This is a genomic window from Mesorhizobium bavaricum, assembly GCF_056781655.1.
Genome location: NZ_CM165566.1, coordinates 523,493 through 538,356, shown reverse-complemented (window position 1 = coordinate 538,356; position 14,864 = coordinate 523,493). Strand labels below are relative to the sequence as shown.

Below are 14,864 nucleotides of genomic sequence, written 5' to 3'. Positions count from 1 at the left end.
AGGGGAGACAGTTCATGGCACACGCAGAATCCGACGCGATCAAATTCGCCTACTGGGTGCCGAATGTTTCGGGTGGCCTGGTGATCTCCAACATCGAGCAGCGCACCAGTCATTCGGCAGAGTACAATCGCAAGCTGGCGCAAATCGCCGAGAAGGCCGGTTTCGACTACGCGCTGAGCCAGATCCGCTTCACCGCCGGCTACGGCGCCGACGAGCAGCATGAGTCGGTGGCGTTCAGCCATGATCTGCTGGCCGCGACCACCACGCTCAAGGTCATCGCCGCGATCCTGCCCGGACCATGGAACCCGGCGCTGGCGGCCAAGCAGATCGCCACCATCAGCTACCTGACCAATGGCCGCGTCGCCATCAACCTCGTCTCCGGCTGGTTTCGCGGCGAGTTCCACGCCATCGGCGAGCATTGGCTCGACCATGACGAGCGCTATCGTCGCTCGGAGGAATTCATCCGCTCGCTGCGCGGAATATGGACGCAGGACAGCTTCACCTTCCGTGGCGATTTTTACCGCTTCAACGAATATTCGCTGAAGCCGAAGCCGCCGCATCCGCTGCCCGAAATCTTCCAGGGCGGGTCGTCGCGCGCCGCGCGCGACATGGCATCGCGCGTCTCGGACTGGTACTTCACCAACGGCAACACGCCGGCCGAGATCGCCAAACAGGTCGACGACATCCAGGCCAAGGCGAAGGCCAGCAGCCATTCCGTCAAGGTCGGCGTCAATGCCTTTGCCATCGTCCGCGAGACCGAGGACGAGGCCAAGGCGGTGCTTGCAGAAATCATCGCCAAAGCCAATCCCGAGGCCGTCAACGCCTTCGGTCACGAGGTCAAGAATGCCGGCAAGGCCTCGCCGGAAGGTGAGGGCAATTGGGCGAAGTCGTCGTTCGACGATCTGGTGCAGTACAATGACGGCTTCCGCTCGAACCTGATCGGCACGCCGAGCCAGGTCGCCGAACGCATCGTCGATCTGAAGCGTGCCGGCGCCGATCTCATCCTGCTCGGCTTCCTGCATTTCCAGGAAGAGGTCGAGTATTTCGGCAAGCATGTCATCCCGCTCGTTCGCGAGCTGGAGAATGCCGAGGCGGCTGCGTCGTTGGCAGCAGAGTAGCCACCCCACCGACTGGCCGGACAGGCTTCCGGCCAGCACACGAATGAACGTTCCCGGCGCGCTCGAGCCATCGAGCAGCAACGAGAGTTTGCGCGCCTGCCGATGCAATCGAGGACGATCGGAATGCCTCTGCCCAGTTATGCCTTAGGAGCGATGGAGGCTTCGGTCTATGCACCGGAGGTCTTGGCGCGCGCCCTGCCGTTAGCACTGCGTCGGGAGCAGCAGCCCGAACGCAACGGCGAGCCGACAGGGTCCGCCGCCACCGTTCCGCTGCTTTCGCTTCAGGGCATTGGCCTTTCATTTGGCGGTGTCGTCGCGCTGGCCGATATCGACCTGTCGGTTCACCCCGGCGAGATTCGCGCGATCATCGGTCCGAACGGCGCCGGCAAGAGCTCGCTGATCAACGTCATCAGCGGCGTCTACCAGCCGGATCGCGGCCATGTCCTGCTCGACGGCACCAGCTATGCCCAGGTACCGACGCAGCGGCTGGCGCATCTCGGTGTCGCCAGGACCTTCCAGAACCTCGCTTTGTTCAAGGGCCTCAGCGTCCTCGACAATGTCGCTTCCGGCCTCGCCTACAAGGTCCGCTCCAATTTTGCCGGCCAGGTGCTCGGCATAGGCCGCTCGCGCGGCGAGCAGCGTGACACTCTGAGCCGCGCCGACCAGATCCTCGAATTCCTCGATCTCGCCGCCGTTCGCGATCGGCTTGTCGGCACCTTGCCCTACGGGCTGCAGAAGCGGGTCGAACTGGCCCGTGCGCTGGTCGCCGAACCGCGCCTGCTTCTTCTCGACGAACCGATGGCCGGCATGACCGCAAGCGAAAAGAGCGAGATGGCGTCCTTCGTCCGTGCCGCGCGCGACCGCTTCGCCACCACCGTCGTCTTGATCGAGCACGATGTCGGCGTCGTCATGGGCCTGTCCGACCGCATCGCCGTTCTCGACTATGGCCGCAAGATCGCCGACGCCACGCCCGACGAAGTCAGGAACGATCAGCGCGTCATCGATGCCTATCTCGGCGTCGCCTCGGACAATGAAGACGGGGCAGGCATATGATCGCCGATTTCGACTATCAGTTCTTCATCGAGGTGCTCGTCGGCGGCCTGCTCTCCGGCGTCATGTACTCGCTGGTCGCGATCGGCTTCGTGCTGATCTACAAGACCTCGGGCGTGCTCAATTTCGCGCAAGGCGCGATGCTGCTGTTCGCCGCGCTCACCTTCGTCAGCCTTGTCGAACGCGGGGTTCCGTTCGCGCTGGCATTGGTCGTCACCTTCGCCATCATGGTGGCGATCGGCGTCGCCATCGAGCGCACGGTGCTGCGGCCGCTGACCAACAAGCCGCCGATAACGCTGTTCATGGCGACGCTCGGCCTGTCCTACATCATCGAAGGTGCTGCCCAGCTGATCTGGGGCACGCAGGTCCATGGCCTCGATCTCGGCATCGAGGACGTGCCGCTCGAAGTTGGCGGCGTGCTGATCAGCCAGTTCGACATCTTCGCCGCCGTGGTTGCCGCCGGCATGGTTCTCCTGCTGTCGCTGTTCTTCCGCTACACCCGTATCGGCCTCAGCTTCCGCGCCGTCGCCGACGACCAGTTCGCGGCGCTCGCGGTTGGCCTGCGCCTGCCGTTGATCTGGGCCACCGTCTGGGCGGCCGCCGGTCTCGTCGCGCTGGTGGCGGGCCTGCTCTGGGGTGCGCGTCTCGGCGTGCAGTTCTCGCTGTCCCTGGTGGTGCTCAAGGCGTTGCCGGTGCTGGTGCTCGGCGGCTTCGATTCCATCCTCGGCGCCATCGTCGGCGGGCTGCTGATCGGCGCCAGCGAGAAGCTCGCCGAGGTCTATATCGGCGACTATTTCGGGGGCGGCATCGAGAGCTGGTTCGCTTATGTCGTCGCGCTCGTCTTCCTGTTGATCCGTCCTTCCGGCCTGTTCGGCCAGAAGCTGGTCGAGAGGATCTGAGCCATGACCGCGATATCAAGCGATTTCTCCTCCGCCCCGGTGCTGCCGAAATGGCTCGCGCCAGCCCTGCTGCTCGCCTTCGCCTATGGCGTCGTGCCGCTGATCGGCTCGAGCTATCTGTTCGAGGCCATCCTGCTGCCGTTCCTCGCGCTCAGCCTTGCCGGCGTGGGCTTGAACATCCTGACCGGTTATGCCGGCCAAGTTTCGCTGGGCAGCGCCGCCTTCATGGCGGCGGGCGCCTTCGCCGCCTACAATTTCAACCTGCGGGTCGAGGGCCTGCAGCTGATCGGCAGCATTTTCCTGGCCGGCATCGTCGCGGCCGCGATCGGCATCGTCTTCGGCCTGCCGAGCCTGCGGCTCAAGGGTTTTTATCTCGCGGTCTCGACGTTGGCCGCGCAGTTCTTTGTCCAATGGGCGCTGACCAAATTCAGCTGGTTCTCCAACGACTCGGCGTCCGGCGTCATCGACGCGCCGAGGCTATCGATAGCCGGCTTCGCTCTCGATGGCGCCATCGGCCGCTACCTGTTCGCGCTGACCATCGTTGCCATCCTTACCTTCCTTGCCTACCGGCTGGTCTCGTCGCAGACCGGGCGCAACTTCATCGCCATCCGCGACAATGAAACCGCCGCCCGCATCATCGGCATCCCGGTCCTCAAGACCAAGCTGCTGGCCTTCGCCATCTCGTCCTTCATCATCGGTGTCGCCGGCGTCATCTGGGCCTTCGCCTATCTGCGGACGGTCGAGCCGGATGGCTTCGATCTCGATCGGTCGTTCCAGATCCTGTTCATCATCATCATCGGCGGCCTGGCTTCGATCCGCGGTGCCTTTTTCGGCGCCGCCCTCATCGTGGTCTTTCCGCTCGCTCTGTCTCGCCTCGGCGGCCTTTTGCTCGGCGATCTTTTCGACTCGGGCGTGCTCGACATGAGCCAGCGCATCGTGCTGGGCGCGCTCATCATCCTGTTTCTGATCCTCGAACCCGACGGGCTGGTGGCGCTGTGGGACAGGATCCGAAGACGGCTCCTGTTCGCCTGGCAGTCGACTTGAGCCAATGCATCCGAAAATGAACCAGAGGCCGGACCCAAGACGGCCCATACCGGGAGTACCCTAACCATGACCTTCCTGAGCACCATCAAGGCGGCGGCGCTGTCCGCGGCGATGATCGTGTCGGTGGCCTTGCCCGCCGCCCACGCCGACGAACAATATTTCCCGCTGCAAAGCTATCGCGTCGGGCCTTACGCGGCCGGGGGCACCGGCTTCTTCGGCGGCTTCATCGACTATCTCAACCTTATCAACATCCGCGACGGCGGTGTCAACGGCGTCAAGCTGACCTGGGACGAATGCGAGACCCAGTATGAGGTCGAGCGCGGTGTCGAATGCTACGAGCGGCAGAAGAGCCATGCTGGTGCCGCCGCCTGGAACCCGCTCTCGGTCGGCATCGCCTATGCCATGATCGACCGCATCACCGCCGACAAGGTGCCGCTGATCACCGTCAACCACGGCCGCACCGATTCCACCGACGGACGCGTCTTCCCTTACGTCTTCCCGCTGCTGCTCAATCCCTACAGCGAGACCTCCGGCATCGTGAACTACATCGCCTCCAAGGAAGGCGGCATCGACAAGCTGAAAGGCAAGAAGATCGTCGTGCTCTATCACGGCTCGCCCTACGGCAAGGAGACCATCCCGATCTATGAATTGCTGGCGCAGAAATACGGCTTCACCGTGCAGCAGATCGAGGTGCCGCATCCCGGCAACGAGCAGCAGTCGCAGTGGCTGACCATCCGCCGCGCCAAGCCGGACTTCGTCGTCCTGCGCGGCTGGGGCGTGATGAACCCGGTGGCGCTGAAGACGGCTGTGAAAGTCGGCTTCCCCGTCGATCATATCGTCGGCAATGTCTGGTCGAATTCCGAAGAGGACGTGATCCCGGCCGGCGATGCCGCCAAGGGCTACACGGCCATCACCACCCAGGCCTCGGGCAACTCCTATCCGGTGGTGCAGGAGATCGTGAAGACGGTCTACGGCGCCGGCAAGGGCAATCTGGAAGACAAGTCGCGCATCGGCTCGGTCTACCACAACCTCGGCATCGTCAACGGCATCCTGAATGTCGAGGCGATCCGCGTCGCGCAGGAGAAGTTCGGCCATCGCACGCTGACCGGCGACGAGGTCCGCTGGGGCTTCGAGCATCTCAAGCTCGATCCGGCCAAGGTCGAGGCGCTCGGCGCCAAGGACCTGTTCCATTCGATCAATGTCAGCTGGGACAATCACGAGGGCGAAGGCTACGTGACCTTCCAGCAGTGGGACGGCAAGAAGTGGAATGTCGTCTCCGACTGGATCGCGCCGGACTGGGCACTGCTGCGGCCAATCATCGAGAAGTCGGCCGAAGCCTATGCCGCCGAGAAGGGCATCAAGCTGCGCACCGCCGACGATGCTGACGCGGTGACCACCAACTGATCAATCAGCGCCGGGCGCAACGGATCGGTTTCCGCGGCGCCCGACCTTTTCGGTTCATTGACCACGGAAGAAGAGCCCATGCCGAACGATGACGTCATTCTTGCCGTGGACGCAGTTCATGCCACCTACAACCACGCCATCACGGCGCTGCATGGCGTCAGCTTCGAGATCAGGCGCGGCGAGATTCTGGCGCTGCTCGGCGCCAATGGCGCCGGCAAGACCACCACGCTGAAGGCCGTCTCCAACCTGCTGCCGGCCGAGCGTGGCCAGGTCAACGCGGGCACCATCCGCTACGATGGCGGCGATGTCTCACGCCGCAAGCCGGGCGATCTGGTGCGCGCCGGGCTGGTTCAGGTTCTGGAAGGCCGCCACTGTTTCAAGAGCCTGACCGTCGAGGAAAATCTGGTCGCCGGCGGCATCGGCCGCAGCAGCCGCCGTGCCGAGATCAACGGGGATCTCGAGCGGATCTACGGCTATTTCCCTCGCCTCAGGGAGAAGCGCCGGACCTTGTCCGGTCTCACCTCCGGTGGCGAGCAGCAGATGACGGCCATCGGCCGGGCGCTGATGTCGCGGCCGCGTCTGCTGGTCCTCGACGAGCCGTCAATGGGGCTCGCACCGCTGATCGTCCAGGACATCTTCCAGACGCTGAGAAAACTGAACCGCGAGACCGGCCTGTCGATCCTGGTCGCCGAGCAGAACTCGGCGGTCGCCCTTGGCTATGCCGACCACGCCACCGTGCTCGAAAACGGCGTCTCCGTTCTCTCTGGCGCGGCTGCCGATCTTCGCCAGCGCGAGGATGTGCGGGCCTTCTATCTCGGTCAATCGACCTCCGGACAACAGCCATCACTAACCGCCAAGTCAACTCATCTCCATGCCGTTGCCTGAAACGAAATCCGAAGGAGCAGTAAAATGACCGTCTCGACCGTCAAGACCGACCACGCTTCTGCCGCCGTGCCGCCAATCGCAAGGCCAACCGCGTCGGCGCACATCATCAAGGACGACGCCGAGGCGATCGCCATCGCTCACGCACTCGCCGCCGAATTCGTCAAGGATTCCTCTCGGCGCGACCGTGAGCGGATCTGGCCTGTCGCCGAACTCGATGCGTTCTCGCAAAGCGGCCTGTGGTCGATCAATGTGCCGAAGGCGTTCGGTGGTCCCGAACTGTCCTACGCCACGCTCGCCAGGGTGATCGAAATCATTTCGGCGGCGGATTCCTCGATCGGCCAGATTGCCCAGAACCATCTTGGCGTCGTCGCAGCCATCCGGACCGTGTCGGATGCGGATCAGCAGAACCTGCTGTTCGCCGAAGTGTTGAAAGGGACTCGGTTCGGCAATGCCTTTTCCGAGTTCGGTTCCAAGCGTGCCGCCGATTTCGAGACCCGCTTCACCGATGCCGGCGATCATGTGGTCGTCAACGGCCGGAAATTCTATTCATCCGGGGCGCTGCTCGCTCATCTGGTGCCGATCGTGGCGCTCGATGACGAGGGTCGCGCCTGGTATGCCATCGCCGACCGTGGCGCGCCCGGCCTGACCGTCATCGACGACTGGTCGAGCTTCGGCCAGCGCACGACGCTGTCCGGCACCGTCATCATCGACAACGTCAAGGTGCCAAAGACGCATCTGGTGCCCGGTTACAAGGGCTATGACAAGCCGACCGCCGACGGCGCCATCTTCCAGATCATCCAGGTGGCGGTCGACACCGGCATCGCCCAGGCGGCGATCGACGAGACGGTCAGTTTCGTCAGGACCAAGAGCCGCGCCTGGATCGACAGCGGCGTCGACAATGCCTGGGACGATCCCTACACAATCCAGGCCGTCGGCGACCTGACGCTGCGGCTGCACGCGGCGCAGGCGCTGCTGGAAAAAGCCGGCCGCGCCATCGACCGGGCGGTAGCCGAGCCGACCGCCGAGACGGTGGCGCATGCGCAGATCGTCACCGCCGAGGCGAAGATCCTGTCGACCGAAATCGCCATCGCCGCCACCAACAAGTTGTTTGAACTGGCGGGAACCCGCTCGACGCTGGCCGAGCACAATCTCGACCGGCACTGGCGCAATGCCCGCACGCACACGCTGCACGATCCGGTGCGCTGGAAATATTCCATCCTGGGCAAATATTTCCTCAACGGAGAAAATCCGCCGCTGCACGCCTGGAGTTGATTTCCCACCGACGGGCGGGCGGCCCGCCACATCAAAACTTCGACCATCCAAGAGGCCCACTGCCATGTCAAACCCAACAGTCGTCGGCTTTTCCGGCAACATCACCCGGCCGTCAAAGACGCGCGCCTTCGTCGATCTGGTCACCAGGGACATCGCCGCCAGCCACGGCCTGTCGGCGAGCACCTATGACGTAGAGGATCTCGGTCCGTCGCTGGGAACGGCAAGATGGGCCCGCGATCTCGACGGCCAGGCGCGCGCAATCCTGGAGGAAGTCCTTGCCGCCGACGTGCTGGTCGTGGGGTCGCCGACCTACAAGGGCAGCTACACCGGCCTGTTCAAGCACTTCTTCGACCTCATCGATCCGGCTGCGTTGCGGGGAAAGCCAATCCTGTTGACCGCGACCGGCGGCGGCGAGCGCCACGCCCTGATCGTCGAGCATCAGCTGCGGCCGCTGTTCGGCTTCTTCGAGGCCTTCACGCTGCCCACAGCCGTCTATGCCACAGACAAGGATTTTACGGACGGCGTGCTGCGCTCAGATGCGATCCTGAAGCGTGCGGCGCAGGCCGTGTACGAGGTCGGCTTCGTGCTCGCCAACCGCTCTTCAGGCAGGATCGCCGCCGAGTAGCATTCTCTCCGGCCGATTGTGCCGATAAATCCGCGAAGGTAGTGCCCTCGCTTACGCGCAATTTACGACCGCCCGCCTACATCTGTTCCTGTCTGATTCGTCTGGGACAGGAACATCATGAGCAAAGCCCTCGCCTCCTTCGCACTCGTCGCCGTGCTGACCGGCTTGCTCATGGCGTTGAGCCTGGCCGTGGCCAGGCACGGCTATCCCTACGGCGCGATTGGCGTCAGGCGTCTCGATGGCATAGCCGATGCCGGAACGTTCATTCCGCTTGCATCAGTCTATTTCTTCAGTGCGCTGCTTATGATGATCCTGCCGATCAGGGCGGCCAGCATCGTCCTGACCCATGCCGCCGACGCCCTGTTCTGGACGGTGATCGTGCTGTTTGCCGCCATCGTCGGCTGTCTCGCCGCCAGATGGGCCTTCGGCCAGGGCAGCGCTGTGTGGGCGCTGCTCAACTGGCGGTTCCTGTTTGCCGCGGCGATCGTCGGCTGCCACCTCGTCCTGAACGAGCTGCGTCGCAACGTGCTGCTGCGCAGCCTGTTCTTCGTGGTCTTTGCTGCGGCCACGCTGGCCTGTCTGTTCTGGTCGTTCACGCTCTGAACGATAAGATTAGGCTAATTCGACGCGGCGATATTGCTGACCGCTGTCTCCATCCATGTCCAGAGATAGGCCGCAAGACCGCGGTCGACATGAATGCGCAGTCTGCCCTGATGGCGATAGACGACGGCGCTGATACCGGCGAAGGAAAGCGCTGCGCTGGCGCTCTCCTGCTTGGGATCGAGTGTCGTTCCGCGCCTAACGAAAGCGTCGAGCGCCGAGCCCTCGAGCTCGAACACCTGCAGCCCGGCGCTGATCCCCGTCACCGCGAAGCCTTCTGCGTGCCAGCCAGTCGTGATGGCGATAGGGGTGTTCGACACGACCAGCAGCCGATCGCGCGCCACCCGCGCCGCATAGCGCTCACCCTGCGCGGTGCCAAAGGCACCCGCACCAGTCCCGGCCGTTCCGGATGCCCGTGCCCACGCCTCGAGGTCACCGCTGACCAGCAACTGGTCGAGGCCAGAGATCGCGCGCACCAATAGGCCGGGCGCCGTGATGACCGCCAACTGCCAGTCCGGCGCGACGGACCATTTCTCCGCGAGATCACGCATGCAGCCGGTCTCCTGCCGGATCGAAGGCGCAAGGCGCGGCGATCGTCGCCGTCCTGACCTTGCCGAGATGCTGGATTTCGATCGTCTCCCCGTGGCGGGCCGCGCCGCGCTCGATCAGGCCAAGCGCCACGGCACAGCCAAGCGTCGGGCTCTGGTAGCTCGAGGTGACAAAACCCTGGCTGCGCAGTCTGCCATCACTCCGCCTGACGCCGTGCGCGCCAGTCGGCAGCGGCGCTTCGCCTTGTGGCACCGTCAGTCCAACAAGCTGCATGCGGTTGTCGCGTGACGCCTCCTCGGTGAACAGCGACCGGCGGCCGACGAATTCGCTCTGGCGTTTGGCGCGCGGACCGTCGACGCCGAGATCATGCGGCAGCGTGGTGCCGTCAGTGTCCTTGCCGATGACGACAAAACCCTTCTCCGCCCGCAGGATCATCAGCGCCTCGAGGCCGATGACAATGGCGTCGAACGCCTGGCCGGCTTGGCGCAGATGCGCCCAGACCGGCGCGGCGCGATCCGCCCGGATCGAGATCTCGTAGCTCCTGTCGCCGGTGAAGCTGACGCGGGCGATGCGCACCTCGTCGCCGCCATAGGTGCCATGGCCGACCGCCATGTGCGGCAGGTCGACATCGTTGAGCGAGAGACCTAAGCCAAGCGTTTCGAGCAGCTTCCGGGCGTTCGGCCCCGAAACGGTCAGCGTCGCCATTTCGGCGGTGGCGTTGTGGATGTAGACCGCACCGCGCCCGAAGCGGTCCTGGCGCCATTCCTCCAGCCGTGCATGCACGGCAGCGGCATGCGAGGACGAGCACGACACGACGAAACGATGTTCGTCCAGTCGGGCCAGAACGCCGTCATCGAAGACCACGCCGTTTTCCGACAGCATGAAGCCATAGCGGCAGCGGCCAGGTTTCAGCGTCGACATGGTGTTGTAGTAGATGAAATCGACGAATTCGGCCGCCTTGGGTCCGATCACCTCGATCTTGCCGAGCGGCGAGCCATCGAACAGCGCGACCGACTGGCGGGCGCGCCGCGCCTCGTCTTCGATCGAACGTTCCGCATCGGCGCCGCCGCCATAGTGCGCCGGGCGCAGCCAGCCGCCATATTCCTGGAAGACGGCGTCGCTGGCGCGATGCATGGGCTCCAGCGGCAACCGGCGCACCGGCGCCATCAACTCGCCGCTGCGCGCGCCGGCAAAGCTTGCCAGCGGCACCGGCGTGAATGGCGGACGATAGGTGGTGGTGCCGACTTCCGGCACAGTGCGGCCGGTGATCCCGGCCATCAACGCAAGACCTGGCAGGTTGGAGGTCTTGCCTTGGTCGGTCGCCATGCCGAGCGTCGTGTAGCGCTTCAGATGTTCGACCGAGACGAAGTTTTCGCGTGCCGCCAGCTCAACGTCCTTCACCGTCACGTCGTTCTGGTAGTCGATCCAGATGCGTCCCTTCGAGCCGGGCATCGGCCATGCCGCGATAATGCCTCCCGTGGCCTCCGGTCCGGTGCTGCGCAGCACTGCTGCCGTCGTTGGGCCAAGGGATGCAATCGCCTTGCCGGCGCCTGCAAACACCTCCGACAAGGAAACCGCACCGGCTGCTGCGCCTGTCACGGCGATACCATCGACCGGATCGCCCGGCAGAAAGGCGGCGCGCGCCTCGCTCCAGGCGAGCTTGCCCTTGGCCTGGCCGAAGAGATGAATGGTCGGCGTCCAGCCACCCGAGACCAGCACGCAATCGGCATCGACCGTTGTGCCATCATCGAACGTTACCGCTTCGACGCGCAGCTTGCCGCTGGCGGAAGCGAGCGCGCGCCCTTTGATCAGCCAGACATTTGCCGGCGTGGAAGGCGTGCCATCGCGCCGCAAGTCGACAAGGGTGACTTTGGCGCCGGCCTTGACGATCGCCTCCGCCACCTCATAGGCACTGTCATTGTTCGTGGCGATGACGATGCGGCGGCCGACAAGCACCGCATGCCGCTTGAGATAGGCAAGCGCCGCATCCGCCGACATGATGCCAGGCAGGTCATTGTTGGCGAAAGGCAGCGGTCGCTCGATGGCGCCGGTCGCCAGCACGATCTGGCGTGGCCTGGCCCGCCACAGCGTGTCCGGTCGGCCGTCTGGATGGCGCTGGTTCAACCCGACCAGATTGTGGTCGTAGATGCCGAAGGCGGTGGTCGACGGCAGGACCAGGTGACCGGCCGCGGCGAGCTCCGCGACCGTCTCTCCGATCCAGACGGCCGCCGGCTTGCCGTCGATCTCCCCAGCGCGGTGGCCGAGCGATCCGCCTGGCCTCGGTTGGTCGTCGACCAGCATGACGGAGAGGCCTGCGGCTGACGCCAGCCTTGCCGCCGCCAGGCCGGCCGGTCCGGCGCCCACCACCAGCAGGTCGCAATGGTGATTGACCTGGTCGGCCGTGCCGGGCGATGTCCAGTCCGCATCGACCTTGCCCAGCCCCGCCATGGCGCGGATGCGTGGCTCGAACAGGTGCCAGTCAGGCCACATGAAGGTCTTGTAGTAGAACGCCGCCGGAATGAAGTGTGAAAAGCGGTCGAGGAACGCATTGCGGTCGCTCAATGCACTGGGCGTGGCGTTGACGCTCTTCGCCACCAGCCCGTCGCGCGCCGCCTCGGTCGTGGCGCGCGTGTTGGGCGTCGCCCGCAGGCCGCTGATGTCGACCAGCGCGTTCGGCTCCTCGACGCCGGCGCCCCAGATGCCGCGCGGCCGGTGGTATTTGAAGCTGCGGCCGACAACCGCGACATCGCCGGCCAGCAGCGCCGAGGCGATGGTGTCGCCGGCAAAGCCGTGCACGGTGGCGCCGTCGAAGCTGAAGCGGATCGGCCGCGACCGGTCGATGGCGCTGCCGCCGGTGGCAAGACGCGAGGCGGTCACGCCGCGTGCTCCCCACCGAGAGCGGTTGAGGACAGCACCGTGTGGGTGACGGTGTCACGTTCCATGACGAAGAACTCGCCGCAGTTAATATGCACCCAGATTTCGCGCGCCGTGCCTTTCGGATTGGTGCGCAGATAGAGATAGTTCGCCCAGCGATCGATCGGCACATCGACGCCATCCGGCCGCGTGTTGCCGGCATCGCCGCCATAATGGAACTCGGTCTCGTAGCGCGGGCCGCAGAACGGGCAAGGAAAAAGCTGCATAAAGTCCTCTCAATGCGCGATGCCGGACCCGGCCGCTTCGTCGATCAGCCGCCCGCTGGCGAAGCGATCCAGGTCGAAAGGACGGCTGATGTCATTGTGCTTGCCGGTGGCCAGCAATTGCGCCAGCAGCGTGCCGCCGGCGGGAATGGACTTGAAGCCGCCCGTGCCCCAGCCGCAATTGAGGAACAGGCCGGGCAACGGCGATTCGCCGATGATCGGCGAGGAGTCCGGCACGACATCGACGATGCCGGCCCATTGCCGCATCAGCTTGAGCTGGCCGAAGATCGGGAACATCTCCAGCAGGCCGGCAATCACCGTCTCCAGCGTCGGCAGATTGCCGCGCTGCGCGTAGGAGGGGATGCGGTCGAGCCCGCCGCCGATGACGATCTCGCCCTTGTCCGACTGGCTGACATAGACGCCGGTGCCTGGCGACAGCACCACCGTGTCGAGGATTGGCTTGACCGGCTCGGAAACGCAGGCCTGCAGCGCGTAGGAATTGATCGGCAGCCGGAAGCCGGCCTTGGCCGCCAGCACCGAGGAATGCCCGGCCACCGCCATGCCGACGCGCTCGGCACGGATCGCGCCGCGCGAGGTCTGGACGCCGCGGCAGCGGCCACCCTCGATGATAAAGTCGGTGATCTCGCAGTTCTGGATGATGTCGACGCCGAGCCGGCTCGCGGCCCGCGCATAACCCCAGGCGACCGCGTCGTGACGCGCCGTCCCGGCCCGGCCTTGCCAGATGCCGCCGAACACCGGGAAGCGGGCGTCGGCTGAGAAATTATAGATCGGCGCCACGCGGCGCACATCTTCGGGGGAAAACAGCTCGGCATCGATGCCGTTGATCTGCATGGCGTTGACGGTTCGCGCACCGACCTCCATTTCGGCGATGCTGTGACAAAGATTGACCATGCCGCGCTGCGACAGCATGACGTTGTAGTTCAGGTCCTTGGACAACCCCTCATAGAGCCGGTGCGCCAGCCCGTAGAGCTCGACGCTTTCCGGATAATAGTAGTTGGAGCGCACCACGGTGGTGTTGCGGCCGGTGTTGCCGCCGCCGATCCAGCCCTTTTCCAGCACTGCCACCCGGGCGATGTTGTGGTTCTTGGCCAGGTAATAGGCCGTCGCCAGCCCATGGCCGCCGCCGCCGATGACGATCGCGTCATAGGACGGCTTCGGCTCGGGCGAGCGCCAGGCCGGCTGCCAGCCGGTCTGGCCGGCCAGCCCCTCCTTGAAGAGCGACAAAGCGGAATAAGTTGTGGTCATGGCGTGCCGGGCAAGGCTGATCTCGGAGGGTAAAGCGTAGTGGTATTGTACATATATGTCTAGTACACCTGTCGATGCTGCACGCAGCGGATGGGGCTAGCGTTTGCGCGAAATCGTCTCCTCGACATAGCGCGAGAACTCCTCGACATCCCCTGCCTGAGGCTCCTGGCCGGTGAAGCTGCGCAGATAGGCGGCGACGTGAGGCAAACGGCTGCTCATCGGCTCGTTCAGCTCGAGCGAGTAATAGCCGATCTGCATGAAATAAAGCACGCGGGCCCGCACGAACGCGTCTTCCTCGTCATAGCCATGACGCATGAACATGTCGCGAATGGCACTGACGCGCTCCTCGTCAGCCGCGTCGAGCGCGCGCCGGATGGCAGGCGAGCGGCGCGCCCAGGCCCTGATCGCGAAGTCGAGTTGCGGATCGAACAACCTCTCGTCGACCCAGCATTCGAAAATGCTCATCACCCCGCGGATCACGGTCGCGGAGGGCCGCCGGGCGCGTTCGACGATAAACCTGGTGTTGGTCTGCCGCCAGTAGTCCAGCAACTGGTCGAGCAGGTCCTGCCGGCTCTTGAAATACCAGTAGAAGCTGGAGCGTGACACGTCGAGCTTCTGGCCAAGCGTCAGCACGCGGACGCGTTCGACGCCATCAGAGATCAACGTTTCAAGTGCAAGCTTCAGCCAGTCTTCGCGAGTGGCCTTGATGTTGCCGGTGGCGCCGGCGCGCTGGATCGTCGTATCGGTGGCTTCCATCGGCACGACGCATGACACGCTGCATCAGGCAAATCAAGGCTGTGGACATATATGTACAGAGCGATTCGATCAGGCCCGGCGATACCCTCACGGATGTCAGCCGGATTGGGGTTCGGTTTGGCGCTGCCGCCCGCCGCGTCATCGGCGTGACGCCAGCCCAGGGATTTTTGTCGCGGCGCTAGCCCACTTGCGTGCTTTCCCGCAAGGCAATTGTCTGGCAAATACCAATTCAGACAGATGCCGCCGCGCGGCCAATCAG

At 64.5% G+C, this 14,864-nt stretch carries 14 protein-coding genes; 9 read left to right on the top strand and 5 right to left on the bottom strand.

Going from position 1 to position 14,864, the window contains the following annotated elements; translation table 11 throughout:
* The first annotated feature begins 14 nt into the window (after positions 1 to 14).
* The 9 genes from sfnG (at position 15) to AC1RZR_RS02555 (ending at position 8,900) form a co-directional block, all read left to right on the top strand.
* A complete protein-coding gene (gene sfnG, locus AC1RZR_RS02595) occupies positions 15 to 1,118 on the top strand; it encodes a dimethylsulfone monooxygenase SfnG (protein WP_481827548.1) in 1,104 nt (367 codons plus the stop codon).
* A gap of 123 nt (positions 1,119 to 1,241) precedes the next feature.
* Positions 1,242 to 2,171, top strand: coding sequence for an ABC transporter ATP-binding protein (locus tag AC1RZR_RS02590; protein ID WP_477272250.1), 930 nt, complete (start codon positions 1,242 to 1,244; stop codon positions 2,169 to 2,171).
* Positions 2,168 to 3,067: a branched-chain amino acid ABC transporter permease gene (locus AC1RZR_RS02585; protein WP_481827547.1), complete on the top strand. Its 900-nt coding sequence runs from the start codon at positions 2,168 to 2,170 to the stop codon at positions 3,065 to 3,067. Before AC1RZR_RS02590 ends, AC1RZR_RS02585 begins: the two co-directional genes overlap by 4 nt.
* Before the next feature lie 3 nt (positions 3,068 to 3,070).
* Positions 3,071 to 4,111: a branched-chain amino acid ABC transporter permease gene (locus tag AC1RZR_RS02580; RefSeq protein WP_481827546.1), complete on the top strand. Its 1,041-nt coding sequence runs from the start codon at positions 3,071 to 3,073 to the stop codon at positions 4,109 to 4,111.
* A 66-nt stretch (positions 4,112 to 4,177) separates the two neighbouring features.
* A complete protein-coding gene (locus AC1RZR_RS02575) occupies positions 4,178 to 5,515 on the top strand; it encodes an ABC transporter substrate-binding protein (protein ID WP_111544900.1) in 1,338 nt (445 codons plus the stop codon).
* Positions 5,516 to 5,593: 78 nt separating this feature from the next.
* Positions 5,594 to 6,400 carry an ABC transporter ATP-binding protein gene (locus AC1RZR_RS02570; protein WP_477272256.1) on the top strand — a complete coding sequence of 269 codons (807 nt, stop codon included), beginning with the start codon at positions 5,594 to 5,596 and terminating at the stop codon, positions 6,398 to 6,400.
* Positions 6,401 to 6,424: 24 nt separating this feature from the next.
* Positions 6,425 to 7,672, top strand: coding sequence for an SfnB family sulfur acquisition oxidoreductase (locus tag AC1RZR_RS02565; RefSeq protein ID WP_477272259.1), 1,248 nt, complete (start codon positions 6,425 to 6,427; stop codon positions 7,670 to 7,672).
* A 64-nt stretch (positions 7,673 to 7,736) separates the two neighbouring features.
* A complete protein-coding gene (msuE, locus tag AC1RZR_RS02560) occupies positions 7,737 to 8,297 on the top strand; it encodes an FMN reductase (protein WP_477272261.1) in 561 nt (186 codons plus the stop codon).
* A 117-nt stretch (positions 8,298 to 8,414) separates the two neighbouring features.
* Positions 8,415 to 8,900, top strand: coding sequence for a hypothetical protein (locus tag AC1RZR_RS02555; RefSeq protein ID WP_477272263.1), 486 nt, complete (start codon positions 8,415 to 8,417; stop codon positions 8,898 to 8,900).
* A gap of 14 nt (positions 8,901 to 8,914) precedes the next feature.
* On the opposite strand, the gene AC1RZR_RS02550 is transcribed toward AC1RZR_RS02555, so the two are convergent.
* The 5 genes from AC1RZR_RS02550 to AC1RZR_RS02530 all read right to left on the bottom strand — a co-directional run bounded on the left by AC1RZR_RS02550 (position 8,915) and on the right by AC1RZR_RS02530 (position 14,605).
* Positions 8,915 to 9,448 carry a hypothetical protein gene (locus tag AC1RZR_RS02550; RefSeq protein ID WP_481827545.1) on the bottom strand — a complete coding sequence of 178 codons (534 nt, stop codon included), beginning with the start codon at positions 9,446 to 9,448 and terminating at the stop codon, positions 8,915 to 8,917.
* Positions 9,441 to 12,323: a sarcosine oxidase subunit alpha family protein gene (locus AC1RZR_RS02545; protein ID WP_481827544.1), complete on the bottom strand. Its 2,883-nt coding sequence runs from the start codon at positions 12,321 to 12,323 to the stop codon at positions 9,441 to 9,443. Before AC1RZR_RS02545 ends, AC1RZR_RS02550 begins: the two co-directional genes overlap by 8 nt.
* Entirely contained in the window at positions 12,320 to 12,586 is a 267-nt protein-coding gene (locus AC1RZR_RS02540; RefSeq protein ID WP_481827543.1) for a sarcosine oxidase subunit delta, read from the bottom strand. Before AC1RZR_RS02540 ends, AC1RZR_RS02545 begins: the two co-directional genes overlap by 4 nt.
* Positions 12,587 to 12,595: 9 nt before the next feature.
* On the bottom strand, positions 12,596 to 13,849 hold the full coding sequence (locus AC1RZR_RS02535) for a sarcosine oxidase subunit beta (RefSeq protein ID WP_481827542.1): 1,254 nt from the start codon (positions 13,847 to 13,849) through the stop codon (positions 12,596 to 12,598).
* Between the two features lie 96 nt (positions 13,850 to 13,945).
* Entirely contained in the window at positions 13,946 to 14,605 is a 660-nt protein-coding gene (locus AC1RZR_RS02530; protein WP_481827541.1) for a TetR/AcrR family transcriptional regulator, read from the bottom strand.
* Between the last annotated feature and the right edge of the window lie 259 nt (positions 14,606 to 14,864).

Bases quoted from the DNA above. Each gene is read 5' to 3' on its own strand.
- AC1RZR_RS02530 (WP_481827541.1), bottom strand. From the start codon at position 14,605: ATGGAAGCCACCGATACGACGATCCAGCGCGCCGGCGCCACCGGCAAC.
- AC1RZR_RS02540 (WP_481827543.1), bottom strand. From the start codon at position 12,586: ATGCAGCTTTTTCCTTGCCCGTTCTGCGGCCCGCGCTACGAGACCGAG.
- AC1RZR_RS02570 (WP_477272256.1), top strand. From the start codon at position 5,594: ATGCCGAACGATGACGTCATTCTTGCCGTGGACGCAGTTCATGCCACC.
- AC1RZR_RS02580 (WP_481827546.1), top strand. From the start codon at position 3,071: ATGACCGCGATATCAAGCGATTTCTCCTCCGCCCCGGTGCTGCCGAAA.
- AC1RZR_RS02585 (WP_481827547.1), top strand. From the start codon at position 2,168: ATGATCGCCGATTTCGACTATCAGTTCTTCATCGAGGTGCTCGTCGGC.
- AC1RZR_RS02550 (WP_481827545.1), bottom strand. From the start codon at position 9,448: ATGCGTGATCTCGCGGAGAAATGGTCCGTCGCGCCGGACTGGCAGTTG.
- AC1RZR_RS02535 (WP_481827542.1), bottom strand. From the start codon at position 13,849: ATGACCACAACTTATTCCGCTTTGTCGCTCTTCAAGGAGGGGCTGGCC.
- AC1RZR_RS02590 (WP_477272250.1), top strand. From the start codon at position 1,242: ATGCCTCTGCCCAGTTATGCCTTAGGAGCGATGGAGGCTTCGGTCTAT.
- msuE (WP_477272261.1), top strand. From the start codon at position 7,737: ATGTCAAACCCAACAGTCGTCGGCTTTTCCGGCAACATCACCCGGCCG.
- AC1RZR_RS02565 (WP_477272259.1), top strand. From the start codon at position 6,425: ATGACCGTCTCGACCGTCAAGACCGACCACGCTTCTGCCGCCGTGCCG.
- sfnG (WP_481827548.1), top strand. From the start codon at position 15: ATGGCACACGCAGAATCCGACGCGATCAAATTCGCCTACTGGGTGCCG.
- AC1RZR_RS02555 (WP_477272263.1), top strand. From the start codon at position 8,415: ATGAGCAAAGCCCTCGCCTCCTTCGCACTCGTCGCCGTGCTGACCGGC.
- AC1RZR_RS02575 (WP_111544900.1), top strand. From the start codon at position 4,178: ATGACCTTCCTGAGCACCATCAAGGCGGCGGCGCTGTCCGCGGCGATG.